The 26,143-nt window shown below is 53.3% G+C and carries 23 protein-coding genes and 2 pseudogenes; 17 read left to right on the forward strand and 8 right to left on the reverse strand.

What is annotated here, in order from left to right; all coding sequences use genetic code 11:
• Complete coding sequence (locus OAN307_RS10085; RefSeq protein WP_015499663.1) at positions 1-1,206, reverse strand: urea ABC transporter substrate-binding protein; 1,206 nt, start codon at positions 1,204-1,206, stop codon at positions 1-3.
• A 749-nt stretch (positions 1,207-1,955) separates the two neighbouring features.
• Here OAN307_RS10085 and OAN307_RS27910 point away from each other — a divergent pair.
• Positions 1,956-2,149, forward strand: a pseudogene (locus tag OAN307_RS27910) (IS5/IS1182 family transposase); the annotation flags it as partial.
• A gap of 312 nt (positions 2,150-2,461) precedes the next feature.
• On the opposite strand, the gene OAN307_RS10105 reads toward OAN307_RS27910, so the two are convergent.
• Positions 2,462-2,677 (reverse strand): hypothetical protein, encoded by a 216-nt coding sequence (locus tag OAN307_RS10105; protein ID WP_044043526.1) that lies wholly within the window; start codon positions 2,675-2,677, stop codon positions 2,462-2,464.
• 285 nt (positions 2,678-2,962) lie between these two features.
• On the opposite strand from OAN307_RS10105, the gene OAN307_RS10110 reads away from it, so the two are divergent.
• The 3 genes and pseudogenes from OAN307_RS10110 (at position 2,963) to OAN307_RS10120 (ending at position 4,511) form a co-directional block, all read left to right on the forward strand.
• On the forward strand, positions 2,963-3,397 hold the full coding sequence (locus tag OAN307_RS10110; protein ID WP_015499665.1) for a LexA family protein: 435 nt from the start codon (positions 2,963-2,965) through the stop codon (positions 3,395-3,397).
• Positions 3,394-3,597, forward strand: a complete 204-nt coding sequence (locus tag OAN307_RS10115; protein ID WP_044043528.1) for a Y-family DNA polymerase — start codon at positions 3,394-3,396, stop codon at positions 3,595-3,597. Before OAN307_RS10110 ends, OAN307_RS10115 begins: the two co-directional genes overlap by 4 nt.
• Positions 3,598-3,824: 227 nt before the next feature.
• A pseudogene (locus OAN307_RS10120) lies at positions 3,825-4,511 on the forward strand (IS6 family transposase).
• Between the two features lie 346 nt (positions 4,512-4,857).
• Here OAN307_RS10120 and OAN307_RS10125 read toward each other — a convergent pair.
• Entirely contained in the window at positions 4,858-5,736 is an 879-nt protein-coding gene (locus tag OAN307_RS10125; protein WP_015499667.1) for a MurR/RpiR family transcriptional regulator, read from the reverse strand.
• Positions 5,737-5,768: 32 nt separating this feature from the next.
• Entirely contained in the window at positions 5,769-6,374 is a 606-nt protein-coding gene (locus tag OAN307_RS29420) for a Gfo/Idh/MocA family protein (protein ID WP_015499668.1), read from the reverse strand.
• A 30-nt stretch (positions 6,375-6,404) separates the two neighbouring features.
• Between OAN307_RS29420 and OAN307_RS29925 the strand changes: the two genes are divergently transcribed.
• The gene (locus OAN307_RS29925) at positions 6,405-6,911 is read left to right on the forward strand and encodes a hypothetical protein (RefSeq protein WP_015499669.1); all 507 of its coding nucleotides are present in this window, start codon (positions 6,405-6,407) and stop codon (positions 6,909-6,911) included.
• Here OAN307_RS29925 and OAN307_RS10135 read toward each other — a convergent pair.
• Genes OAN307_RS10135 through OAN307_RS10145 form a run of 3 tightly spaced genes read right to left on the reverse strand, consistent with a single transcriptional unit; the run spans position 6,858 to position 10,077 of the window.
• Positions 6,858-7,826 carry a hydroxyacid dehydrogenase gene (locus tag OAN307_RS10135; RefSeq protein ID WP_015499670.1) on the reverse strand — a complete coding sequence of 323 codons (969 nt, stop codon included), beginning with the start codon at positions 7,824-7,826 and terminating at the stop codon, positions 6,858-6,860. The genes OAN307_RS29925 and OAN307_RS10135 overlap by 54 nt on opposite strands.
• On the reverse strand, positions 7,826-8,638 hold the full coding sequence (locus OAN307_RS10140; protein ID WP_245541025.1) for an HpcH/HpaI aldolase family protein: 813 nt from the start codon (positions 8,636-8,638) through the stop codon (positions 7,826-7,828). The genes OAN307_RS10135 and OAN307_RS10140 overlap by 1 nt, the downstream gene beginning before the upstream one ends.
• Before the next feature lie 8 nt (positions 8,639-8,646).
• Positions 8,647-10,077, reverse strand: coding sequence for an NAD-dependent succinate-semialdehyde dehydrogenase (locus OAN307_RS10145; protein ID WP_015499672.1), 1,431 nt, complete (start codon positions 10,075-10,077; stop codon positions 8,647-8,649).
• Between the two features lie 174 nt (positions 10,078-10,251).
• On the opposite strand from OAN307_RS10145, the gene iolD reads away from it, so the two are divergent.
• Genes iolD through OAN307_RS10160 form a run of 3 tightly spaced genes read left to right on the forward strand, consistent with a single transcriptional unit; the run spans position 10,252 to position 13,604 of the window.
• Positions 10,252-12,111 (forward strand): 3D-(3,5/4)-trihydroxycyclohexane-1,2-dione acylhydrolase (decyclizing), encoded by a 1,860-nt coding sequence (gene iolD, locus OAN307_RS10150; RefSeq protein ID WP_015499673.1) that lies wholly within the window; start codon positions 10,252-10,254, stop codon positions 12,109-12,111.
• 3 nt (positions 12,112-12,114) lie between these two features.
• The gene (gene iolE / locus OAN307_RS10155; RefSeq protein ID WP_015499674.1) at positions 12,115-13,011 is read left to right on the forward strand and encodes a myo-inosose-2 dehydratase; all 897 of its coding nucleotides are present in this window, start codon (positions 12,115-12,117) and stop codon (positions 13,009-13,011) included.
• Entirely contained in the window at positions 13,008-13,604 is a 597-nt protein-coding gene (locus tag OAN307_RS10160) for an SDR family NAD(P)-dependent oxidoreductase (RefSeq protein ID WP_083902947.1), read from the forward strand. The genes iolE and OAN307_RS10160 overlap by 4 nt, the downstream gene beginning before the upstream one ends.
• Here OAN307_RS10160 and OAN307_RS10165 read toward each other — a convergent pair.
• On the reverse strand, positions 13,570-14,631 hold the full coding sequence (locus OAN307_RS10165) for an IS630 family transposase (protein WP_015499675.1): 1,062 nt from the start codon (positions 14,629-14,631) through the stop codon (positions 13,570-13,572). The genes OAN307_RS10160 and OAN307_RS10165 overlap by 35 nt on opposite strands.
• 531 nt (positions 14,632-15,162) lie before the next feature.
• On the opposite strand from OAN307_RS10165, the gene OAN307_RS10175 reads away from it, so the two are divergent.
• From OAN307_RS10175 to OAN307_RS10220, 9 genes are all read left to right on the forward strand, one after another.
• Positions 15,163-16,848, forward strand: a complete 1,686-nt coding sequence (locus tag OAN307_RS10175) for an ABC transporter substrate-binding protein (RefSeq protein ID WP_044043533.1) — start codon at positions 15,163-15,165, stop codon at positions 16,846-16,848.
• A gap of 193 nt (positions 16,849-17,041) precedes the next feature.
• Positions 17,042-18,391 (forward strand): ABC transporter substrate-binding protein, encoded by a 1,350-nt coding sequence (locus tag OAN307_RS10180; protein WP_015499677.1) that lies wholly within the window; start codon positions 17,042-17,044, stop codon positions 18,389-18,391.
• A gap of 140 nt (positions 18,392-18,531) precedes the next feature.
• The gene (locus OAN307_RS10185; RefSeq protein WP_015499678.1) at positions 18,532-19,413 is read left to right on the forward strand and encodes a carbohydrate ABC transporter permease; all 882 of its coding nucleotides are present in this window, start codon (positions 18,532-18,534) and stop codon (positions 19,411-19,413) included.
• On the forward strand, positions 19,410-20,288 hold the full coding sequence (locus OAN307_RS10190) for a carbohydrate ABC transporter permease (RefSeq protein ID WP_015499679.1): 879 nt from the start codon (positions 19,410-19,412) through the stop codon (positions 20,286-20,288). The genes OAN307_RS10185 and OAN307_RS10190 overlap by 4 nt, the downstream gene beginning before the upstream one ends.
• A 4-nt stretch (positions 20,289-20,292) precedes the next feature.
• Positions 20,293-21,381 carry an ABC transporter ATP-binding protein gene (locus OAN307_RS10195; RefSeq protein ID WP_015499680.1) on the forward strand — a complete coding sequence of 363 codons (1,089 nt, stop codon included), beginning with the start codon at positions 20,293-20,295 and terminating at the stop codon, positions 21,379-21,381.
• Complete coding sequence (locus OAN307_RS10200) at positions 21,381-22,499, forward strand: ABC transporter ATP-binding protein (protein WP_015499681.1); 1,119 nt, start codon at positions 21,381-21,383, stop codon at positions 22,497-22,499. The genes OAN307_RS10195 and OAN307_RS10200 overlap by 1 nt, the downstream gene beginning before the upstream one ends.
• Positions 22,496-23,491, forward strand: a complete 996-nt coding sequence (iolG, locus tag OAN307_RS10205; protein WP_015499682.1) for an inositol 2-dehydrogenase — start codon at positions 22,496-22,498, stop codon at positions 23,489-23,491. Before OAN307_RS10200 ends, iolG begins: the two co-directional genes overlap by 4 nt.
• Before the next feature lie 114 nt (positions 23,492-23,605).
• Positions 23,606-24,481, forward strand: coding sequence for a TIM barrel protein (locus OAN307_RS10210; protein WP_245541050.1), 876 nt, complete (start codon positions 23,606-23,608; stop codon positions 24,479-24,481).
• A gap of 549 nt (positions 24,482-25,030) precedes the next feature.
• The gene (locus OAN307_RS10220) at positions 25,031-25,951 is read left to right on the forward strand and encodes a DUF4238 domain-containing protein (RefSeq protein WP_015499684.1); all 921 of its coding nucleotides are present in this window, start codon (positions 25,031-25,033) and stop codon (positions 25,949-25,951) included.
• Positions 25,952-26,143: the final 192 nt, after the last annotated feature.

Below are 26,143 nucleotides of genomic sequence, written 5' to 3' on the forward strand. Positions count from 1 at the left end.
TTAGCCTTCTGGTGTGAAGTGTTCAGCAAGATCGGGATTGGCGATCAGATCACACATCTCGTTCTCATACGTTGGCGCTGCGTCTGCAAATGTCTCTACGATATCAAAGCCATTCGCGTTGTTGCCGCGCGCAATGTAGATGTTCTGACGCAAATGGTGCGATCCAGGTTCAAGCGTGACAGTGCCGTTTGGTGCTTCAAAGCTCAGACCACTTTCAAGAGCTGCGATAACAGCGTCAGTCTCGGTTGAACCAGCTTGGTTGGCCGCAGCGGCCCACAAATGCACAGCGTTCCAGACATCAACGGCTCCGGCGACGATTGGTGTGTCCGTGCCATATTCAGCTTCCCATACTGCTTTGAACGCAGTGTTGGCATCGTTTTCAACCGACGGGAAGTACCCCATGGCAGATACAAGTCCCTCGCCAGCTTGTGGGGATACAACAACCTGCTGATTGCCCGAGCCGTAGTTAGTCGACACAACACCGATGCTGTCTTTCAAGCCAGCCGCAGCGAACTGCTCGAGAAACCCCGTTTGGGCAGCGCCAACAGGCAGTGCCACTACAACGTCTGGGTTGGCTGCTTGAATTTTCTGAATGGTCGGAGCGTAGTCCGTCACGGACAGCGCAAGGTAGTCTTCGCCCACCACTTCAGCGCCGTACTGTGCAGCGTATTCATGGATCCAATGGCCAGAAATTGTGCCAAAGTTGTAGTCTGGTGCCATAATGTAAATGCGAGGGCCATAGTTTTCGACAGCCCATTTAATCAAGACGCTCAGTTGTTGGGACGCAGAAGAACCCGTCACAAAAGTCTGTTTGTCACATGCGCCGCCCTCGTAAAGCGAAGAATAGAAATAGGGAATGTTTGCTTCGCGGAAAATCGGGCGGATCGCCTCCCGCGAAGAGCTGGTCAAACCAGCAAACATCGCAGAGATACCGTCGCGCAGAACTGCTGTTTGTGCAAACTGGGTATACTTTGACAGCTCGGATTGTGCATCATAGCCAACAACAACGACCTCTTCGCCGTTGACGCCGCCAGCTGTGTTCACGCTGGCAATTGCCAAATCAAGCGCATTGTCCTGCTGGATGCCGTAAATGTTCAAGCCGCCGGTCAAGTCAAAAATTGCGCCAACTTTGACTTCAGCCATTGCAACAGTCGTTGTCATTGCAAGTGCGGTGGTGACGCTCAGCGCTCCAATTAGATTTTTCATTAGTTAAGCTCCCTGTTTTGAAACAGACAAGACGTCGATCACAACTAGAGGCTTAAGGGATAAGAATCAAAAAGCGACCCTTTCGGGCGTCAACGTCCAGCTGTGTCGCTTGGTGATTTTGCGTGCATCGTCGCACACCCTTATCTAAGACGATGGTGCCACACGTTGTCAAGGCGAGATATCGAGACTTTGATAACCGGCTGGATGCAAACAACATTTCACCGGTAAATCCAGTGCACGCGCGACGCAGCTTTTGCATTCTTGTACTACTTATAAGTTGTTTGAAATTTCCAAATATAGCCACAGCCTGAATGGCTGGTATGGTGAAGTTCGCTGCACTACCAAAAGATCGCTACTGCATGTGCGAAGGAATGCTGCGCCAGCACAGGCAAAAAAATAAACGGCGGTTTATCCGCGTAGTAGACCTCAGTGCCCTCCGCCACAAAGTCCGGTTTCCGCCCTTTGTGGCGGAATTAATCGCGCAAACTTGAAGTGTTTGGGTCCTTCCTGGGCCTTTCCCTCACAGGGGGAATTCGCACCCCGTTAGGTACGACAGGCGGGAATTTTCTTAGCTGATCGTTTGGGTTCTTGTTGTTGTTATTGCGCGACCTGACCGGAGTATATCTAACGCTATGCGACGAACCCGCCATTAGCTACATACCACGCCAAAGACAAAACCCCTGACACAGCTTCCCTGCCAAAAACGGCACGTTTCAGTTGTTAAAAAGCAAGCTAAAGGCAATAACCCACATTACACAACCTACAGCCTAAGGTTAAAAAAAGGGGGGAAGGCCGCCTGATTGGACTGACCAAGGGCTGCATGAATACCAAAATGCATGCGATCACAGACACCAGCGGACGCCCTATCCGTTTCTTTATCACAGCAGGGCAAGTCAGTGATTATACTGGCGCTAACGCCTTGATGAATGACCTGCCGGAGGCGATAAGCGTATGGGCCAAGTTCCTGCATCGCCCCTCTAAACCAAAAAACGGTCATGCTCGGGAGGAGGTGAGCATGACCGTTCTTATGTATCCGCGCCTCGGTGCGTCTCGGGAGGAGAAGAAGCAAGGCGCGTCTTCGCCAACATTGCTCGGGAGGAGGTGAGCGCTGTCAGCGGTATTTTCGGTTCCACCCGGGAGGAGGTGGGCGGTTCCGAAACTGGTGTTTGAAGCATTGCTTCATGAAAGAGGTTGTGTGTTGGCCTTGTCAGGATCTGACTGTTTGAGAGGAGGGGAAAGATCCGAACTTTATGTCTTACGCGCCGTAAGCTGCTTCGTGGGCAATCTGACGGATCGATGATGGCGCAATTCGAAGTTCCTGCAGGTCACGTGGGGAACACTGCTCAAGTTCCTTCAGTATCGCGAAGTAGACCTTACGCTTGGCTGCGTTCTCGGACATCTGAGCGCGGAACGCCTCAAAACGAGATCTCAGTGATGAGCCGGAAAAAAATGGTGCTGTTAATGTTGTCATGTCGCCACTCGATTTCTTTAGTTATTTGTGCGCTTCTTGTACTTAAGATGTATAACCATGCTGCAGTTGCACAATGGCCCTTTCCGCAATGCCGCCATGCAGCATTTGCATGAATGCCGCCGATGGGGGCTCCATCCGTTTTAGTTCGGGTCACTTTTTAGGCTTTACGGATGCAGTGATGTCATTCGTGGTGATACTCCTCGTTGCCCGCCGTCGGCCATTGACTCATCATATCAAACTGAGAGAGATGGGAGAACATTACCAGAACACCAAGGGAGAATTCGTGTGCCTGTTTTTCCAGTTGAGACGCCAGTCATTGCAAATGGTATGCCTGTTCGTCTGGTTGCTAACGCCGTCAGCGCAGGGTTCCCGTCGCCTGCTGGAGATGACCTTGAGGACGAGATTGACCCCATTTCATGGGTTGTCCGGCACCCATCATCGACGTTTTGGTGGCGTGTTGAGGGTGATTGCCTTTGGGATGCAGGCATTCGAGATGGGGATATTATTGCCGTAGACCGTGCTGGTAAGCGTCGAGTTGGGCGTGCTGTTTTGGCAGTCGTTGAAGGTGCTGTAACTGCGAAGATGTTGCGCAAGCGGGACGGGCGGTATTTCTTGGCTCCGGCCAACAGCAAAGAGAGCTTTCCAGATATCGAGTTGACGGAAGACAGCGAGATATGGGGCGTCATTGCAGGTGTGGTGCGGCGGTATGATCTTGAATGAAGCGGCCCATTGCGATCTCGGACAGCGCAAACTTCTATGTCTCAGCTGAGCGGATATTTGATCCCACTTTAAAGAACGTGCCGGTGATCGTGCTGTCAAACAATGACGGGTGCGCCGTGGCGCGCAGTGATGAAGCAAAAGCGCTCGGCATTAAGAAGCCTGATACGCTCAGCAGGGATATGTTCCCGCTCGGCACCTAGAGCTATCGCTGCCAAACTGGGGAAGGCAGCTATGCCCGGGATGAACTTCATCATCATAGAGCGCTTGGCCCTTATAGGTCCGTCGCTGATCATCAAGCGCGGACTGTGACAACATTTTCCCAGTGTCATGATAGTGCTGATACGAGAGGAATTTTTTGAATGCAGCTTACGGCACTGTCAGAGCAAAATCGGTTGAGGCGGGCAGAGCGCGCAATTAGCGTTGCGGGATGACAAAACGCATCCTTTTCCGCTACTCCAAGACGAGCCCAGAGATCATCCGTCTGGCCGTCATGATATATGTTCGGTTCCCGCTTTCGCTTCGCAATGTTGAGGATCTTTTGCACGAACGCGGTATCGATATCAGCCACGAAACCGTTCGTTTTTGGTGGAACCGGTTTGGCCCGCTGTTTGCCGCAGAGATCCGCAAGAAAAGGGTCAGCCAGATGCGCGCATATTCGAACTGGCAGTGGCACCTGGACGAGGTGTTCGTGAAAATCAACGGCGAGACGCACTATCTTTGGCGGGCTGTGGATCACGAAGGGGAAGTCCTGGAACGCTTCGTCACAAAGCGCCGTGATCGCAAGGCAGCATCGAAATTTCTCAGGAAAACAATGAAGCGCTTTGGTCGACCATATGTCATTGTGACCGACAAGTTACGTTCCTACGGCGCTGCAGTGAAGGTCATCGGCAATGTCGACAAACAGGAAACCGGCCGTTGGCTCAACAATCGAGCCGAGAATTCACACTAGCCATTTAGACGAAGAGAGCGGGCCATGATTCGCTTTAGGCGGATGCGAATTTTACAGAAATTCGTCGCCGTACACGGCTCAGTCCACAACAATTTCAATGCGTATCATCATATTTACAACCGATCAAATTTCAAGCTGAACTGCGCCACCGCTCTGACCGAGTAGCGCGACCTCTGCTTAGCCTAAGCGATTGAGGTTGCTCGAGAACAGTGACTTGTTCGCATTCGTCTGACAGCACCCGCCAACTGCATTGGCGAGCTGATGCCATGGGCGTATCAGACCATGGTTGAGGAGTAGAAAGCTGAGATCGAAGCCAAAAATGTCGCTTGATCGGATGTAGTGTTGATGCTTGCGACAAAAGAGACCTTCCCTTTACGGACTTCAATGTCTGCTATCGCGCTTGATCTTGCGGCCATTGCTCACGGACGTTTGTTGCGCAATCTCTTTTATTGAGAAGCGGTGAGCCATTCGGCAAGTTGGTGGTAGTGGACTCGAATGGTGTTAGGGTGTTTCACTGTTTTGTGCCCGTCACCGATGGAATACCGGTCACGCTTGGAGCGGTTTGCATGCGCGAGGCAACTGCCAAAGTGATCGCCTGTGCTAAACATATAGGTGCGGTAATGGATCGCGACAAAGGTCCGGGATGTTCATGAGCCGCAAGGAGGACATGCGCTGACTTGGCCAACGGCGACAGCGAGCTGTCTGACAAAGCTACGATTTTCCGCCCTTGCGCTGCGACTTCTTCGACAATCGACACCACCTCGTTTGCGTAGAACCGGAATGAGACAGCCAACAGCGCATCTTTTGGCCCGATGGTGCGCGCGATATGCGTGGCAAGTCCACCGCTGGGGTCAAGCATGATGCATTTCTTGCCAACCATCGTCAAAAGGTAGCGGATCAATTCGACCACTGGCGCAGATCGCAATTGACCCAAAAGGAACACCGTTTCTGCGTCGCCCAAAATCTCTGCGGCTTTGGCCAGATCATTGGCGTCGATCTCATCAAGCAGGCTTTGCACTGAGGCGGCATCGCTGACCACCATATCCCGCAACAAGTCCGCCTCGGAAAGACCATCGCGCGATTTCAGTTCTTGTTTGAGCGCATAGACCCGCGCCTCAAACCCCGGGGCTGCTGTCGCGAGGCGTTGTTGAAACAACGCTTGCAGGCTTCTGAAGCCATCATATCCCAGCGATTGCGCGAACCGCACAAAGCTGGACGCATGAATGTCACAGTTTTGGGCGATTGCATTGACCGAACGGACCGCCACGTCATTAGGATTTTGCGTCAGATATACCGCAATCTGTTGACGTGTCTTGCTCATGCCGTCATATCGGTCATGAATCAAACGGATCAGGCTTTCGTAATCCTCCGGTGGCTGTGTTTGGGTCATTTTGGGTCGTCCCGGTTATCATGTTTCGGCAATCAAACGTCGACCCAGCTTGCGCAAGCCGAGGACCTCTGAATGCTTTCAACTCGATGTTGAATTCGTAGGCCCTTTTGGAATGAAAACGTCTCTGTACGTTGTCCGGCAATTGCACGAGCATTACCAGCGACTTCGATTGACTTGAGGTCGTTAAACCCGATCTGATGGCCCAGAGCCACACAGAAACTGCCATACGGCGCGTGATTGGGCGTGGCATCTATCCAACGGAATCCTCTGGGATCGGTCGCATAATTATGCAGTTCGTTGAATCTTTCCTGATTGAAATAAAGAGCACCCTTTGAACAGTACACCTCAAAATCGTGCTGCATCTTGCGCCCCGTAGCGAGCCAATTACCCTCAATTGATCTACTGGTACCATTTTCAAATCGTAGGAACGCGCGCCCAATGTCGCCAACCTCGATTGCGCGGCGTCCACGTTTGCCGTCAGGTTGCTCTGAAATGGTCGTCACGCCGCCGCCCATGACGCGTGCAATTGGGCCAAGCAAAAATTCTGCGGTCGCCAATGCATGACTGCCCAAGTCTGCCAGTGCACCGCCGCCTGTTGGATCGTGGCGGAACGTATATTGACCATCGGCGTCTGCCATATAGTCCTCAGCATGTAACCTGCGATAGCCATGGATTTAGCCCAACTCACCGCCAGCAATCATCTTGCGTGCGAGTTCAAACATCGGGTTGCAAATGTAGCTAAAGCCGACCTGTATTTTATGCTGGCAGACTCGGCTGCCAGGGCCATTTCAGCGGCGTCTGCGGCCAGGGGGGCAACGGCTTTTCGCAATAGACGTGTTTGCCTGCAGCGCCATCTCTTTGTGCAATGCATTGGGGGCGGTGATATCGAACACATCGATCTTAGGGGTTGGCCAACATCGAGCGCCAGTCGGATGTGGCATAGAAAAACCAAATTCATGGGCGGGGCGGGCGCCAGCTTTATCATTAATATCGGCCACTGTGTGCAGATCAATCTGCATCTGCAGGTCAAAAACCTTTTGTGCAGTGACAATGCCAAAGACATAGGCCTTGCCCATGAAGCCAGAGCCGATAATCCTGATAGAGAATTTTTTGTTTTTAAGTCATTTCAGTGCTTCTTTGTTAACGATCAACCGAAGGTCAATTGTACCGTTTAGGGTATCCATTGCATTTTCGATGCAGGACAAGGCCATGCGTTCGCTGGCCTCTTCCGTCAACCCAGCGATGTGGGGCGACAGGATTGCATTGTCATGATGGGCCAGCGCCATGTCGCCCGTTGGTGGCTCGACGTCAAAGACGTCCAATCCCGCCGAATGGACACGCCCATCGGACAAGGCGGCGGCCAGTGCAGTTTCACATAGCACGCCACCACGCGCGGTGTTCGCGATGATCATGCCGAGTTTCATTTGTGCGAATGCGGCGGCATCGAGCAGCGGCTTATCCCCGCGTGGCACATGCAGCGACAAACAATCCGCCCACGCCAAAGCGTCGGCCAGCGAGTCAATCGGTTTTACAGGGCCATCAGGCCAGCCCTGAGATTGCAGATAGGGGTCATAGGCGCAGACACTCATATCAAAGCCTACCGCCATCCGTGCCAGTTTTTGCCCCGCGCGGCCATACCCGATGATCAGCAGGTTCCGACCTGATATTTCGCGCTGTTCCAACTGGTTGCGCCAGCCCCATTTCGCCGGATCACGTACCGCACGGTCTGCACGGATCGCCTGTTTGGCTCCAGCCAGTAGTTGCATCATCGCGTGTTCCGCGACCGAGACCGAGTTCACATCGCCCACAATCGCCAGCGGAATACCACGCGCATTCAGTGCCGTCACATTAACCGCATCATAGCCGACGCCATGGCGCGAGACGACTTTCAGGTGTTCGGCACGGGCGATGGTCACCGCAGACAGCGGTTGTGTCCTGATCACCAAAGCATCCGCAGTCTCGATGTGATCGGCATAGCTCGGCTCATCAATTTCTTCGATATAGGTGACTTTAACACCCTCGGATTTCAGCACTTCAAGACTCGCGACACCCACTGGATGCAATTTTCCAGCAACAAGAAGATGCGTCATTAATACATTCCCCCATCGTCACCCGCGTCGCCGTCGCGACCGTTCAATTTGCGCCATGCCGTAACAGAGGCCCCAGCTGCGCCTGCAAGCAGGCGCGAGTCGCCGCTGACGGTGGTCAGGTTGTAACCCCAGCCGATGGCCTGTGTTGCATATTCTGGCGTGCCGCAGTGCAGACAGGCTGAGATCGCGTTCGCCTTGCAGGCCTCAGCTATCTGTTTGATCAGGGCGATCATCTCGGGTTCTTGACGGTCAAACCCCGGCGGCAGGCGGCCCTCTTGGGTGCCCAGGGTCAGGTCTGCGGGGCCGACATAGATCCCGTCCAGCCCCGGTGTCGCGGCGATTTCGTCAAGGTTCGCTATGCCGTCAGCAGTTTCGATCATCGCCAGCGCCAACACTTCGTCGTTCGCGGCCACGCCATAGCCAGGAATCGCCACAGCCGCGCGTGTCGGACCAAAGCTGCGTTGCCCATAGGGTGGATAGCGCATGTAGGACACGAATTCCTCGGCCTCAGTGCGGTTGTTGACCATCGGGCAGATGATCCCCATGGCACCGGCGTCTAGCGCCTTCATGATATAGCCCGGATCGCGCCACGGCACCCGTGCCATCAGCGTCGCACTGGAAGCGCGCATTGCCTGTAACATTGGCAGGGCATCGCCATAATCAAGCGCGCCGTGCTGGATGTCGATTGTCACGCTGTCATAGCCCTGTGCGGCCATAATCTCGGCTGTGAACGGATTGCCAATGGAACACCAGCCGTTCATCGCGGGCTTGCCAGCGGCCCAAAGTTGTTTGAGCTTATTATTTTGCATCATATGCCCCTTCAAAACACAATCTGTAATAGCTTGGTATCAAGGTAGTCCTCGATGCCCTCAGAGCCGCCTTCGCGACCAAGGCCGGAGTAGTTGGTGCCACCAAAGGGTGCCTCGCTTGCGGCCAGCGCAAAGGAATTGATCCCAACCATTCCTGCTTTCAGTGTGGCCGCGGCTCGACGCGCACGCTCTGGGCTACGGGTAAAGGCGTAGGCCGACAGACCCATGGTCGAGGCATTCGCGCGTGCCCAAACCTCGTCGTCGCCCGAAAAACGACTGATCGCGGCAATGGGGCCAAAGTTTTCGTCGGCAAAGACCCGCATATCGTCGGTCACATTGGATAGCACAGTTGGCTCATAGAAATGGCCCACATTGAAGCCAGCGGCGCGTTGGCCGCCTGTTTCCAGCTTGGCACCGGCCGCGACAGCCTCTTGCACGATTGCATCCACTTCGGTCATGCGACCTGCGTTGATCAGAGGGCCCATTTCAACGTCATCATCCAGCCCGTCGCCCAGTGTCAGCGCTGCGGCGCGCTTGGCGAATTCGGCCACAAAGGTATCATGCAGGCTGTCATGTACGAAAAAGCGGTCGGGCGTTACGCAGACCTGACCCGCATTGCCAAATTTCGAAGGCACACAGGCGTCCAGCGCGGCGCCAAGGTCGGCATCGTCAAAAATAATGCACGGCGCGTTGCCGCCCAGTTCCATCGACACTTTTTTCACAGTTTCTGCCGCGTCGCGGATCATCTGCTGGCCGACTCGCGTTGATCCAGTCAGAGATACCTTGCGCACGCGAGGGTCGGCCATGATTGGACCGTAGGTATCAGCGGTTGATCCAACAACCAAGTTCATCGCACCGTCCGGAAGGCCACCAGCACGGATGCAATCGACCATGACCATAGCAACGCCCGGTGTCTGCGAGGAGGGGCGCAGGACAACTGGACAGCCTGCCGCAAGAGCGGGAGCAATCTTGCGGGCAGGAAGGGACGCTGGAAAGTTCCACGCAGTAAAGGCACCAACAATTCCAACAGCCTCTTTTGTGATCTCAAAACGGCCACCGGGGACGCGGCTTTCCACCACGCGGCCGTAAATGCGGCGTGCTTCTTCAGCGTACCAGCGGAACTGATCCACCGAAAGAACCCATTCACGCCCGGCTTGCGCCAGTGGCTTACCTGTCTCTGTAGAAATCATGAGCGCGGCTTCATCGCCGCGCGCGGTCATTTCATCTGCGATCCGGTGCATCGCATCAGCGCGGGCAAAGCCACCCATCGCTCGCAAGGGCGCCAGCGCGCTTGCCGCCGCATTGATGGCGCGCTTTGAATCGGCGGCCGTGGCTGTTGTCACATCGCCAAGTGGGGTTTCGGTCACGGGGCTTATGACAGTTGCGGTTGTCGCGCCGCGTTCCCAGTTGCCTGCGATGAATAGGCCGAATTCCTGATACATTAGTTTTTCTCTCTGATGTTTATCTGACGTGAGCAGTCAAAGACTGAGCTTTGCAAAGCAAAGCGATTCTAAGCATGACCCCTCCCAAAAGAATTTTCATGCAATGTTTGTTGCAAAATGTTTATAAAGTCAATAATCATTGCAAATTGAAATTAGATTATCGGAGGGGGCGACATGGTCGGAGATACAATTAAGTTGACAGTGGGGCAGGCGCTAGTGCGTTATCTTATCAATCAGCACACGGAAATCGACGGCGAGCGTGTACCGCTTTTTGCGGGTGTTTTTGGTATTTTCGGCCATGGTAATGTGACGTGCCTGTCCGAGGCGCTTGAACAGGTGCAGGACGTTCTGCCAACCTGGCGCGGCCAGAACGAACAATCCATGGCGCTGGCCGCGATCGGCTTTGGTAAGGCGAAGCTGCGCCGCCAAATCATGATCGCGACTACTTCGGTTGGGCCGGGTGCAACCAACATGGTGACCGCTGCAGGTGTGGCGCATGCCAACCGCCTGCCGGTTCTGTTGATCTCGGGTGACACCTATATCAACCGCTTGCCAGACCCTGTGTTGCAGCAGGTCGAGCATTATGGTGAGCCATCGACGACCGTAAATGACAGCTTCCGCTCCGTGTCGCGGTTCTGGGACCGAATCATCCACCCTGCACAGATCATTTCATCTCTTCCGCAGGCGGTCGCGACGATGCTGGAACCTGCTGACTGTGGTCCTGCATTCATTGGGCTGCCACAGGATGTTCAGGAAATTGCCTACGATTATCCGGTCGAGTTTTTTGAAGAAACATTGTGGACCATTCCGCGCGCCCGCCCTGATCGCGATCAGGTTGCAGCAGCCGCCGCGCTTTTGAAAATCGCAAAGAAGCCGCTGATCATCTCTGGTGGCGGCGTGCGCTATTCCGGCGCAGCAGAGGTATTGGCTGATTTCGCCACGGCGCGTAGCATTCCGATGGCCGAGACCATCGCGGGAAAAGGGGCGGTGATGCATGATCACTCCGCCTACGTCGGACCACTTGGCATTGAAGGTACGGACGCGGCCAAAGAAATGGCCGAAGGCGCTGATGTCGTGATTGCCGTTGGCACGCGACTACAGGACTTCACCACTGGGTCGTGGACGACATTTAATCGCGACACCCAATTCATCAATATTAATGCAGCCGGTTTCGATGCACGCAAACACCGATCTTTGCCAGTTGTTGGTGACGCGCTGGAATGCCTGTTAGACCTTGATGCGGCCATGGGCGACTGGACCTGTGATCCCGCACGCATGACAGAGGCGCAGGCGCTTTATGCAAATTGGAACGCCATGTTGGACGCGGGTCAAACGCCCACAGATGCTGCCGTTCCAAGCTATGCGCAGGTCATTGCCGTTGTGAACAAGGTAGCGACAGAAAAGGACACGATGGTCACGGCCGCTGGGGGCCTTCCGGGCGAGACGGTCAAGAACTGGCGCGTGAAAGCGCCCAATACTTTTGATTGCGAGTTCGGGTTTTCCTGCATGGGCTACGAGATCGCCGGGGCGTGGGGTCATGCAATGGCCAAAGATGGCGATGGTGTTCCTATCGTTATGGTCGGTGACGGGTCTTACATGATGATGAATTCAGACATCTATTCATCGGTATTGTCTGGGCACAAAATGATCGTTGTTGTCTGTGACAATGGTGGTTTTGGCGTCATCAACCGCCTGCAAACGGGCATGGGCGTGCCGGGCTTTAATAACTTGCTCAAGGACAGCCGGGTTCTGAACAAGAACAATCCGCTACACGTGGACTTTGCCAAACACGCGGAATCCATGGGTGCTCTTTCGCGCCACTGCGACAGCCTAGCCGATCTTGAAGCGGCGATGGAATGGGCCCAAACCACGGACCGCACCACGGTCATCAGCATCAATTCAGATGCCTACACTTGGACACCCGGCGGGGCCGATTGGTACGTAGGCGTCCCTGAAATCAACGAGCGAGAAAGCATCCGGGAAGCCCGTAAGGGTCAGGAAGCCTTCCGCGCCAAACAACGTCGGGGGGTCTGATCCATGCTGAAAGCTCGACTTGGGATCGCACCGATTGCGTGGTGGAATGACGATCTGGCCGAACTGTCAGATGATGTCAGCCTTGATGAATGTCTGCGGCAAGCGGCCGAGGCTGGTATGACGGGCATGGAAACGGGCCGCCGCTTTCCGATGAACATGGATGAACTTGGGCCCATTCTCGACCGTCATGGCATCTCTGTCTGCGGGGGCTGGTTTTCGGGGCTGTTGCTGGACGGAGACATCGAGGTCGAGAAAGACCGCATTGCCGAGCAGCACTTATTCTTTAAGGCCGCTGGTGCGCCTTGCATCGTCTACGGCGAAACTGCTCGCTCGGTTCAGGGTGAACGCAATACGCCCTTGACGCGAAAGCCCAAACTGACCGAGGCTGAGATGGCAGCCTATGGGCGCAAGGTCTCGGATTTTGCTGATTGGTGCGCGGCGGAAGGCATGCCGCTCAGCTATCATCACCACATGGCGGCGGCGGTTGAAACCGAGGCCGAGCTTGATCTCTTCATGAAGCATTCTTCGGTGCCGCTTCTGTATGACGCGGGTCACATGGCCTTTGCTGGTGGCGATGTGATGCGGGTAATTAACACCCATGCAGCTCGGATCTCGCATGTCCACACCAAGGATGTACGGATGGAGGTCATAAACGCTCTCAACCGTAGCAAGGAGAGTTTCCTCGACGCCGTGATCAAAGGCGCGTTCACCGTTCCCGGCGATGGCTCGTTGGATTTCGAAGCGATAGTCAAGGCCCTTGCGGCCAGGGGTTATGAGGGTTGGTTCGTGGTTGAGGCGGAACAAGACCCGGTGAAGAACCCACCGCTAAAGATGGCCCAGGTCGGCCACAAGGAACTCATGCGTGTAATGGCGGCGGCAGGCTATGAGGTCACAAAATGAAACTTATTGATGGAAAAATCGCCGTTGTAACGGGCGGCACCAAAGGTTTGTGCGCGGCCATCGCGCGGAATTTTGCCATGGCCGTTGCTGCAGGCATGGCTATAGTAGGACGCGGCGCCGAAAAAGGCCGTAAGGTAGCCGAAGCCATCGAGGCCAAAACCGCCGTGCCGATGCTGGTGGTCGCGGCTGACCTTGGCAACATTGATGACGTGCGCCAGACCATGGCAGAAGCTGACGCGCGCTTTGGACGGGTTGATATTCTTGTCAACGCAGCTGACCTGACCGATCGGTCACCCAATAGGAACACCACGCCGGAACTCTTTGACCGGAAGTTTGCTGTCAACACTCGAGCGCTGTTATTCCTCATGCAGGATGCAGTCAAAATCATGGAGCGCGAAGGGATCGAGGGCCGGATCGTGAATATTGGCTCCGCCTCGGAATTTGTGGGTCAGCCCTTCATCGACCTCTATAGCGCGTCCAAAGCCGTGCTGGCCGCATTGACCCGCAACTCAGGCTATGCGCTGATGAGCAACCATATTTATGTCAACTATACCGCAGCTACGGCAAAACCCGAAATTTTTCATGAGTTATGACGCGGAAATTGTCTGAGACTTGGCTTCGGAAGGTTTTCCACTCATTTTGGATGGTTTCGCGAAAGAATTTCAGGATCGCATTCGCGAACTGTTTTTGTGTCGGGTGATATCGATTGTGCGTCACATGTTGATGCATGACCGCCCATAATCGCTCGATGGGGTTGAGATGTGGGCAATATGGCGGCAACTGGATAAGATGTATGCGGCAGTCTGGCCTTGCGAGAAAGGCCCTGACATCTGGCCCTTTGTGATAGGCGGCATTGTCCCAGATGACGTGGATCATTCGCTTGTCGGGATTGCGAGCCTCAATCTTGGCCAGAAGTTGCGCGGCACTAACGCCGTCGACGGTGGTTGGCTCGACAAAGGGCGTGTCGAAGGTTTCGAGGTTCAGCGCGCCATGGATGTTTACGCGGCCACGCCCTGCTGTAGTTTTGATCGCCGGGTTTGATCCTGCCTTTACCCAGCCATGGCTGGGTTTTGTCTGATATTCAGGATGTACAGCATCAGCGAAATAGACGGCTTCATCTGCGCCCAGATCGCCCATCAGACGTTCGTACAATGCGATAAATGCGGCCTGCTTTTCAGCAGAGACAACGCGCGGCAGGGCCTTGGGCTTGCGATATTCAAACCCCAACCGGGCAAGAAGCTTGATGCAGCCAGAGTGCGAGTAGCGCAGGCCAAATTTTGTTGAAACGTGGGCTCTTATCTCAACCGACGAGTGGCAGAAGCGGCCGTCCAGCCAGTCGCATAATGCCGCCTCTTGGTCAGCGGCCATACGAGATTGACCGCCTTTCCAGCCATCAACTGCAAGCGCATCCCAGCCGTTTTCACGATAGGTTTTGTGCCAGCCGCGAACGGTGTCGTCGTCCAAATATAGAAATTCCGCGATTACCTGACAGGACTTCCCATCATCCAGCAAAAGAAGCGCATTTGCACGCCGTGCAATCCCATGATCTTCGCGTTGACTGCGAACACAGACCTCAAGCTCAAGGCGCTCCATGGGAGAAAGAAAACCGGGACGGATCATGCAGATAGCTGAATCGGTCTACGTCCAGACGTCAACCCGTCAAAATTCGGGTGATCGAGGACTCTGTGTATAACTCGATATCGGTTGGATGGCATCTGACAACGAGAGTGCGCTTTAATTGTCCGAAACTGGCGACACGGATTGGGAGAAGAAAGCCAATGCGAGCCAGCCTTTCGGTAGGCTTCTGGATCGGGAAGAAGTTGTGCGAGCTGTTTTGTGGATGTCATTCGACAATAGCGGGATGATGACTGCCGCAGTTATCCATTTTGATCAGTCCGTTTGGGATGGATATGACGGACAAGCCCCCGCTCCCACCGAAAAACTGAGAGCCTAGCCTGTCTGTCGTCATAAGAAGTTGAAGTATATAGCGGATGTGCAATACTCATCGCGCCGTTATCCGCGTTTATGCCACACTCAAATAGCCAAGAAGGCTCTTGGCGTGATCCGGTTTGTGTTCTGGTTCTGGTTTTGGTGCCGAAGGCCCTCCGATGCCTAATTGCGAATGTTTGAAGCAGCAAAGTGAGGCACAAGATGCTCGATAGTGAAATATTGGCTATGATCAAGTTTCTCGAAAATACGCGTACACCGGCCACAAGTAGTTTGGGAATTGAAACGTCGGACCCCTACTGGATGATGACATTGGCGCTGTTGGGACGTTACTATCAAAAGCAGAGCATCACGATCTCTTCGCTCGCTAACTCTGCTGGTGGTGCTTACACAACGGCGTTGCGCAACATTGAAAAGATGGAGAAAGCAGGCCTAATCAAACGGCGCGGTTCCGATTACAACAAGAAGCATATCATCATCGAACCGGAAGAGAGGCTCATCATCAACTTCCGTTCCTATTGCCTCTCGTTGAAAACTCAAGTCGGGTCTATGTTTGGCTTGAACCAGGATGATCAGCCTGACTTTACATTTGGTGGTGCCTATTTGGCCGCTAAGATCATACCGCGACCGAGAAAGCTGCCACATCCTATCAGTCTTAAAGGGCCATTGCGTCTCTTGCTAAAGGACGATCCCACATTTCTGTCCTTGGTTCGAATTAAGGAGGAGGTCGCTCGATGTCTGGGTGTCGAAGTTGAGATAGATGTACTGAAATATGATGAACTCTACGCAGCATTGTTGGAAAATGCAGATAAACAATCATCCAACTATGATTTAGTCGCCGTGGATATGCCTTGGCTGGGGCTTCTTCAAAGCAGAAGTGCTATTACGCCGATTGGACGCCTTGCTGAACGCAGCAATCTTAATACTTTCGATTTTTATGCTGCTGCGTGGGAGGGTGGAAATTGTAATGGGGAGCTGATGGGTATACCTTACGCTCCGGCCGCTGAGCTCTTTTTGTATAGAAAAGACATTTTTGCGGATCATGGCCTTATCGCTCCCAGCACTGTCCAAGAAGTCATTGATGCAGCGCGTTTGATCAATGATCCAACAAATGGAAGATATGGCGTATCTTGGAACGCTGCGCGGGGGCATGCAATTGGACAAACATTTATACAGGTACTTGGCGCCTTTGGTCAGCCTCCTGTCAGCCTGAGAAAATTCGGAGAAAACTATGATCTTAATACTTCCTCGGAATTGCTGCGCCCCAAACTTGACACTGAAGCGGGGCACGCCGCACTCGAGTTTCTCCGCGAGCTTGTCCGCTATTCTCCGCCCGATATAAAGGACATGGATTGGTACAGTCGGATTGAGGCCTATCGCTCGGGTCGAACAGCAATGACATACGAATGGTCTTCACAGACTGTTAGTTTCGAGGAGGATACGCATTCTCCCTCCCGCGGTAAAACTGGCTATCTTCCTCACCCACGGGGGCCGAAAGGGAAAAACATCTCGCCCATGGGAGGTTATATAATGTCGGTGCCTTCCAACCTTTCAAAAGAGCGTGTCGAACCTGCATGGTGTGCTTTGCGGTGGCTCGCCAGTCCTGAAATGGTCAAACAACTCATCCTAAATGGGAGTCCAGTCAATCTTCGATATAGTGTCGCTGCTGATCCGGAGGTTTCGCGAGCGGACGCTGTGGTCCGCCATGTTGATGCGCTCGCGAGGTTAGATCAATTACAGCATTGGTGTCGACCGGCGATCCCGCAAATGAATGACATGACTAGGATCGTGGGAGAACTGCTGCATGACCACCTATGGGACGGGCACGAATCGAAGAACTTGTTGCGAGAAATGGAAGAAAATCTGGCGGGGTTATTCGAAGGTGACTAGCTTTACTTCGGCTTACCAAGAATAAATTATCCTTTTCAAGCAGTGCCTTATAATTGTTCATATTGAACAACGAGGTCCTTATTATGAGGGATCTCTTATGGCATATTCTAGGGAGGCGGCTTCCATCGATGTAGGAGCATCGATAATTTGGTTTCCGTCGTAGAAGTATAATAATTCCAAGGGAGGAATGAAAATGACAAAAGAAAAACTGGGTTTTTCTAGTTTCAGCGTGCGTTCGCTGCTAGGAGCAACCGCGTTGATGACTGCTACGGCGATCCCCGCCCATGCGCAATCCGTCTTGGACGGTGAAACGATCCGAATTCTTGCAATCGGCGACCCCGTCTTCCAAGTAATGCAGAGCATGCAAGACGAACTGGAAACCATGGCAGGCGGCAAAATTCAGCTGGATGTACGCCCATTCGATGTTTTGCGTCAGCAAGTTTTACTCAATGCAAAAAACAGCGATTCAGGCTATGATTTGATTGCGGTCGACCTGCCGCAATTTGGCGAGTATCGTCCGTATCTCACAGACCTAAATCCGCTGATCGCCGCGTCGGATTATGATGGGTCTGATTTCCATGACGTTGCATGGAGTGGAGCACAATTTGGTGGCCAGCAACTCGGCATCCCGATCCAACCGCACCCGCAAATTCTTGCCTATCGTAAGGACCTCTTTGACGCTGCAGAAATTGCTGCACCCGTCACAACAGAAGACGTGCTAAATGCAGCGAAGGCGCTGCACGGCTCGCAGGCGGGTCTGAGCGGGATTTGCTGGAACGCCGCCCGCGGCACAGCTCTGGGTCAGACATTCATGATGAACATGGGCGATTTCGGACAAGCACCTATTGATCTTTCGCATGATGGGACTTCTTTCGCAATGAGCGACATCCAGCCGGAAAACATGCATCCGATGATCACGTCCGATGCTGGTTATGCTACTGCGAACTATCTAATGGAGCTGATGAAATACTCTCCTCCCGGCGTTCTCAATATGGCTTGGGACGAGCGTGTTCGGGTTTACGGTCAGGGTGGCTGTGCGATGACCTATATCTGGTCTGGCCGTTCGGCGATTTTCGAACTTGACGAAGCTTCGGCTGCCAAAGGCAATACCGGTTACGTACCCCATCCGCATGGACCTGGAGCGCCGGCCGCATCGACACTTGGCGGTTGGTATCTTTCCATCCCCAACAATCTCGATGAGAGTCGCGTCGATCTGGCCTGGGAATTTGCCGATTGGCTTACTAGTGCCGAGATGCTTGCCAAATATACTGAAGGCGGCAACTGTGTAAGCCCCCGGCATTCCGTCAGCCAAGATCCAGCTGTTATCGCCAGGTGCCCAGTAATTCCATTTGTTGACGCCATGGCGGAGGCTGGTCAGCTTCAAGGCTGGCAGCGTCCGCCGGTTCTGGAAATTCAGGGCATCGTCGACGTACTTGGTACCGAAATGCACCAGATGCTTGCAGGCGAGAAGACCCCAGGTGAAGCTGTTGAGAACTCCCAGAATCTGATCGACCGCATGATGCAGGCGGCCGGCTACTACTAAGCAGGTATACCCAGATCAGAGGGTGGCGTTGACTGTCGCGCCGCCCTCATGGAACAACGGGATGCCCGAAATTGAAGGGCTGCGCGTTCTACCTCCTGATAGATCCATCAGCAACAAGATAAAAAGAGGAGGCGATTAAAATGTCTCAACGACTTGAGGCGCGTCGCGCTGCTACAATTCTCGTGTTGCCGGCAATAATATTGCTACTCGCGCTGAATATTTTTCCGATCATTTATGCGGCCTATATCAGCCTGCATCATTGGAACCTTGCTAGTCCGAACCCCCCTCGCTTTGCTGGGCTCTTCAATTATGAAGAACTGCTTATTGATGAGCGTTTTTCCAATTCGTTGATGGTGTCTGGGCAATTCATTTTTTTAGCCGTTGGCATTGAATTGCTGCTCGGTTTCGCACTGGCTTTTGTATTCAATTCAAAACTTCCCGGTTTGGACACGTTGCGGAAGATTTCCCTGCTTCCTGTCATGGCGATGCCGCTCGTAGTAGGACTCACTTGGTTCTATATGTTGAACGAGAACTTTGGCGTTACGAATTGGATCGTGACCCTTTTTGGCTTTGAACGGCAACCGTTTCTAACAGATCAGACGCTGTCCATCCTGAGCGTCGTCCTAACGGATGTATGGCAATGGACGCCGTTTGTGACGCTAGTCATTTTTGCTGCCCTCCAATCCTTGCCGGAGTATGTGTTTGAAGCAGCTCGGATGGATGGCCTGAACGAACGTCAAATCTTTTTCAAGATGACGTTGCCCTTGTTGCGGCCCGCAATCCTAGTGGTTCTGGTCATTCGCGCTGTCGATGCGTTTCGAATGATCGAACTGATCTTTATGATGACAAAGGGGGGGCCTGCGGGCGCGACCGAAGTGATGCCCTGGTATTTATACACCACAGGATTTTTGTCCCTGAACCTCGGATATGCCGCGGCAATGGCCGTTGTCATGATCATCGTTGTGACGCTTGTGGCTCAAGTTTTGGTACGGAAAATTGTCAATCAAGGAGAGATGGAATGAGCGCCTCAGTTGATGTCACCAAGGCGCAAACCACTGTACCTAAAAACCGACCCAGCACTCTCGGCGACTATACACGATATTTAATCGCATCTGGGTTCGTCGGATTTTGCCTGTTTCCGTTCTATATCATCATCTCGACGTCACTTAAGTCGGATGCGGATATATTTGCATGGCCGCCGGTTTGGTTCTTCGAACCTACAACAGAGAATTTCTATAATGCGCTGTTCGTGTTTGGTGGAGATGGGATTTTCAAATATTTGATAAACAGCCTGATAGTCACAGGAATAAGCACGGTGCTGGCCGTCGGTCTGGGCGCGATGGTTTGCTATGGGCTTACAAGGTTCAAGGTGGTCGCAGGTAACCACCTGTTTTTCTTTATCCTTTCTACCCGTTTTGCTCCACCAGTGGCTTTCGTTGTTCCGCTTTACTTGATGGTTCAGCGAACTGGATTAATGGATACTCATCTGGCGCTCATCCTGATTTACACCTCAATGAATATGTCGCTGGTGGTTTGGGTTATGCGTGGATTTTTTGAGGCGATCCCGATCGAAATTGAAGAAGCCGCGTTGATTGATGGTTACTCTCGGCTTCAGATATTCCACAAAGTAGCTCTCCCGCTGGTCAAACCAGGGCTCATCACAACTTCTATCCTGTCTGCCATTATGGCTTGGAACGAATTTCTAATTGCTACGGTCATGACCCAAAATAGTGCTGCAACACTTCCAGTCTATCTTGCCGGTTTCTCTGGCTCGATGGGTCTGGAGTGGGGTCCCTATCTGGCCGTCGGCACTCTGGCGGTCGCTCCGATAATGATCTTCACACTCGTCCTGCAGCGTCACCTAGTGCGCGGTCTGACATTTGGCGCGGTAAGGTAACTCAATGGCACGTATCACTTTTAACAACGTAAACAAAATCTACCCAGACGGGACACCTGCGGTGTCAAGCTTGAATATGGAAATTGCGAGTGGCGAATTCCTTTGTATTGTTGGTCCATCTGGATGTGGAAAATCTTCAACCTTACGGATGCTCGCCGGGTTGGAGAGGGTGTCAAGTGGACACATCCTGATTGATGGTGAGGATGTTAGCAACACGCCAGCGCGGGATCGCGATATTGCCATGGTATTCGAAAACTACGCGCTTTATCCGCATTTGACCGTTCGCGAAAATATTGCCATGCCTCTCGTCGCGAGAAACACGCCCAAAGCAGAAACTCAGTCTCGAGTCGCGGACATCGCAGGGCGCCTTTCGATTGAGAGCCAGCTTAACAAAAAACCAGCCAAATTAAGCGGAGGCCAAAGACAACGGGTTGCCCTGGCGCGCGCAATGATACGAAGCCCGCGGATGTTTATAATGGATGAACCTCTAGGTCACTTGGAGGCCTATTTGAGGGTCGAACTACGTCGCGAAATCCGCGCGCTTCATGAAAACAGCGGCGGGACCACAATCTATATCACTCACGATCAAGAAGAGGCTGCGGCCATTAGTGACCGGATCGCGGTTATGTCCCGCGGGGTTCTTCAGCAAGTTGGAACATTCAAGGAGCTGATTGACCATCCAGTGAACAGGACCGTCGCTGAATTTGTTGGTGAGCCACCAATTTCGATATTGGAAGACGTGAAGCTAACTGAAACAGGGGTCATGTTGGGCGATGTCGAATTTTCTCTGCCCGCCGCCTCCATTCGACGAGCAAATAAAGTCTCGGGGCCTTTTGCTTTGGGCGTCCGACCTCGTGATTTTCAAGTCGTAGCCAAAGACGACGTCGGAATTGGCGCCAAAGTTCGTTCCGTTCAGCCGATGGGGGAATGGGCAATATTACTTTGTGATACCGCTGCAGGTGCGCTGACCGTTGTCAACCCGACTGCAAGCGCTCTACGCCTGGAAAGCGAGATAAGACTAAGCCCCGTACTTTCGCGGGTTCATCTTTTCGCGGCAGATGGAACCAATTTGTCTGTTGAGGAGAACTTATAATGACGAAGATAAAACTAAAGGGGCTCCAAAAGTCTTTTGGAGCGCTCAATATTTTCAAGGATCTAGACCTAACAATCGAAGATCAGTCATATGTTTGCCTAATCGGGCCTTCGGGCTGTGGAAAATCCACCTTGATGCGGATAATTGCTGGGCTGGAAGAAGCGGACGGAGGCCAGATTCTTTTCGATGGGGAAGACGTAAGCGCATTAGGATGTGCTGACCGTGATGTTGGAATGGCGTTCCAAAACTATGCGCTTTACCCGCACCTCGATGTTGCCGGGAATCTTAAGTTTCCACTACTGGCCCCTCGCCATCGAGGTCTGTACTCAAAAAAAGAGATAGCGGATCGCGTAGACTCGGTCGCCGAATTGCTCGAAATCAGCCACTTGCTGCATCGTACCATAGGTCAACTAAGTGGCGGTCAGCAGCAGCGGGTCTCGTTGGGCCGGTCCTTAATTAGGCGTCCCAAGGTTTTGTTGCTGGACGAACCCGTCACCCACCTAGATGCACGCCTTCGCTACGCGATGCGGTCCGAACTCCGCCGTATCCACGAAGTCATGGGTACGACGACCATTCACGTCACCCACGACCAGCAAGAAGCGCTGGCGATGTCAGACCACCTCGTGTTGCTGCGCGACGGCGGGATCGAGCAGCAGGGTCCGCCGATGGAGATTTATACCGAACCTCAAACAAGCTTCACTGCAGGCTTCCTCGGCGATCCTCCGCGCAGTATCGGAACTGTGCCGCTACGTCGGGTATGTCATGGGTTCGAGTTGGTTCTGGGCACAACTCCGCTCGCGCTTCCTGCTCAATTGGGTGACGCGTGTGAAGGTTTGACTGACGAGAACGTCACTATCGCGCTTCCTGCCAGTGCTATCAATTTGGCCAGTGCAGGAGGGGCGCCGATCGCCGGCACCGTCACCGCTCACGAGATGATCGAAGGAGCCCAGCGCATCGTTCTTGACGTTGGCGGAGTACGTTTCACGGCGCAGTCCGCGCAGGTTCGTCATGTGGCGATTGGAGATTCTCTTTCTGCCTCGGTGGACATATCGCGAGCCCAGCTTTTCAGCGCAAAAACCGGTCGCAGATTGACCACCAAAGTAAAGGAAACACTGTGAGCATTGGAATCTGTATATTTGGCGCGGGTCGAATCGGAAAACTACACGCTGCTAATATTTTGGCCACGTCTCGAGCAAGAGTTGTCAGTGTGGTTGATGTGAACCTTGATGCCGCCACTGCACTTGCGGCGGCAAGTGGTGCCCGAGCCGGAACAAACGTTGAAGAGGCCTTGGCATTCGACGACGTCGATGCCGTAGTCATTTGCGCGCCGACTAATTTACACGTCCATCTGATTCTTGCTTCCGCCCGAATGGGAAAGGGAATTCTTTGCGAAAAGCCGATTGATTTGGATATGATGCGGGTCGACGCCTGCCTGTCCGAGATGGAGAGATACGCAGTCCCATTCGCTGTCGGTTTCAACCGCCGTTTTGATCCCACTATAGCCCGAATGAAGCGCTCTATCGATGAAGGTGAGATTGGCAACGTAGAGATTCTGATTATCACCAGTCGCGATCCAGCGCCGCCGCCTGTTGAATATGTCAGCACCTCTGGCGGATATTTTCGGGACAGTACGATCCACGACCTTGACCTGGCGCGTTGGATGTTGGGAGAAGAGCCTATATCTGTAAGCGCCTTTGGCTCCAATCTTGTGGATCCCGAAATTGGCGAAGAGGGCGATTTTGATACCGCAATAACATCCCTCCGAACCGCCACTGGCCGGCTTTGTCAGATCAACAACAGCCGACGAGCGACTTATGGCTTCGACCAGCGCGTTGAAGTGTTTGGTTCGGCTGGTATGATGCAGACGATGAACCAGCCTGAGACCGGGCTACTGCGTTTTGGAACGGGAGCTACGGCAGCGCAGGATCCATTGAAGAACTTTTTCTTAGAACGTTATGAAGAAAGCTTTCGTAAGGAACTGGATGATTTTCTTGATGCCGTGGAAGCGGGCCATGCGCCGGCAGTGACCGGTGAAGATGGTCGCCAAGCGCTGAAATTGGCTGATGCCGCCGAACTGTCCGCGCGAACCGGTAAGACCATTGCGCTTTAAATAAACGCCAAATCTGAAGGTCTGAAATGGGGCCGGGGTAATCGACGGAGTCCGTAACTTAAAAGATTTGGCCAATTAGAACGTTGCAAATTGCCAAACGGGCGCTTGCAGCAAATGTCTGCTGGAAGACAAATTTGCAGAAATAAGAGAAGGAAGGGTGACTACATGATAAACCGCGCACTTAACCACATGGCAGCGCCACGATTGAACTGGTCGGAGCTTTTAGGACTGGCAGACAGACTATGCTGTGTTGGTGTGGAGTTCCGAAACGACCTTCCGGGCGAGCTGTTTGACGGCGCGTCGCCACAAAAAGTGGGGGACGCGGCTCGTGCCTCAGGATTGCGCATCCTCGCTCTTGCCGAGGTGAAAGCGTTCAATGACTGGTCAGATGCAAAGCGCGAGGAGGCGGCGGCGCTTATGAAAATCGCCAAGGCGTGCGGGGCCGAAACAGTTAGTTTGATTGCACGCAACGATGCGAAAGGAATGGGCGATACCGAGCGACGCGCTGACCTTGCAGTCGCACTACGTGAATTGAAACCACTCCTGGATGAGCATGACTTGGTCGGTTTGATTGAAACTCTTGGTTTCGAAACATGCGCGCTGCGTAGAAAGAGTGAGGCCGTAGAAGCCATAGAAACGCTTGGCGCAAAAACCCGTTTTCGGATCGTGCATGACACGTTCCATCATGTCGTTGCTGGCGGGGGGGCGATCTTCCCAGAACATACCGGTATGGTTCACATTTCCGGGATTGTTGAGCATGACGTTCTGTTGTCAAAACTCGAAGACCCGATGCGCGTCCTAGTCGATACCAACGACAGGATTGACAATGTGGGCCAAGTGTCGGCGCTTCTTGATGCCGGATACGATGGTCCAGTGAGTTTCGAACCGTTTGCCCAGGAAGTACATGTTCTCGCCAATCCTCAGGCCAAACTATTGCAGTCGTTTCAATACATTGAGGCCACGCTCCAAGAAGCCATGCCAGACCGATAGACCAGTAAGGAAATATCATCGCTGACTTGCTCAGAAAACTGTTCGTAACCTGTTGCAAAGTCCATCAGATCACCCCCGAAAGCGCGGGATTGCGATATGGGCGTTGTCGCAAGTTTTGTTCGTAGGGTTAACGTCAGCAGGTAGGGCTACAGCATAACTTGTCGATCCTTACGGCCCTTTCCCTGTTCGACACGAACCAGCATGCGGTCGCTGTCATTTCTCCTGATCCCTGCAAAAGTGTCCGAGAAGCCGCGTGCAATCGTATCCCGTGTCTCAGAGCTTTGTTGTAGACACCAGAACATAATAATCAATTGGCGTGAGACCTTGCCATCCCAATTTTCTTGTAGACCAATTTCGCCCTTCTCACTGGTTGCAAGCGATACCGAGATTCTACATCTCTGGCCAATGTCCGCTTCCAAGAACCTACGCTGCTACAACCTATAGTATCATGAACGGCAGAAATGGACCAGTCTTTATGACCTGTTGCGGTCTTACGATGCCCCTTATATCTTGGCACCTTTTTAAGGCGAACCACCATGAGCGATCCGGTTGATCACCACTAACTGGGCAGTCTTCTACCTCAATCGCTGGGTGGGCGAGGATGGGAAGGTTTGTCGGTTCAGTCGACCTCATGGCGACAAGGTGTTTTCCAAGCGCGTTTCGGCCAGAGGCACCGGATATGAAGTGCATCTGTATTCGATGCGAGCGCCCGATGGTCCACCAATTGCCAATATGGAGCGGGACTTCATGTCTCGATTGGACTCGGAAGCCGCTGGGGCACTGGACCTGCTTGAGCAAGGTCTGCCGGAGTCTAAATGGGAGCAACGCTTAAGAAGCGCTTGGTCGCGCTTCTTATGGGCGCAGTCGATCCGGACGCCGTCTGAAATTGCCCCGCTGAAGTTATCAGTCAAAGAGTCGTGGTGCGCGGCAACTCTCGGCTTGCAGGAGGCATACGAAGCGGAACGCCCAGACGGCGCGCCCGAAAGCGTTGACGACTGTCTTGCCACTCTTGACCCACACACCGAAGATCGCTTCGGGCTGACTATCGCGCGTCAGTCCATGGACCATTCGAGCATTGGCCAGATTGTCAACAAAATGAGCTGGAAGGTGCTTGATTTTGAGGGTTGTGGGATACCATTGTTGACTTCGGATCGCCCAGTTTGGATGACCACGACACTGGTGGAAACTGATGCGTTCATACTGATGACCATCGCCCCGAACCGTCTCTTCGTTGCGACACGCGAAACCGAAACCATGTTGCGCATCGCAGCGGAGAACCGCCGCCAACAGGCGAAGAACATGAATAAGACTACAGTACAGCATGCGATCAAATTCGTCTTCGGGGTGGATGACAAAATGAAGGCCTTTGTGCAGAAGTACTTCGCGGCACGGCGACATTCCACCCTTATGGAGCGCCTCGCCGCGATACGGGGACATAGGATAGCCGCTAAAGATAGCCCGCTTGGATAGTGTAATCGTTGGGATTCATCGATAGCTGCTGATTAAGCTCCCGCTACGAAAATTAGTGCTTTGTCCCACAATCCGATGTTTGAGGCCCAAAATGCTGCGCCGTGCACCAAGGTCGGCTTCGGGGAACCTGGTCAGATAAGTTTCAGGGGGTGACGAATGTCGGCACAGGGCCGTTTGGAGACATGTTTTGCG

The organism is Octadecabacter antarcticus 307 (assembly GCF_000155675.2).
Lineage (GTDB): Bacteria > Pseudomonadota > Alphaproteobacteria > Rhodobacterales > Rhodobacteraceae > Octadecabacter > Octadecabacter antarcticus.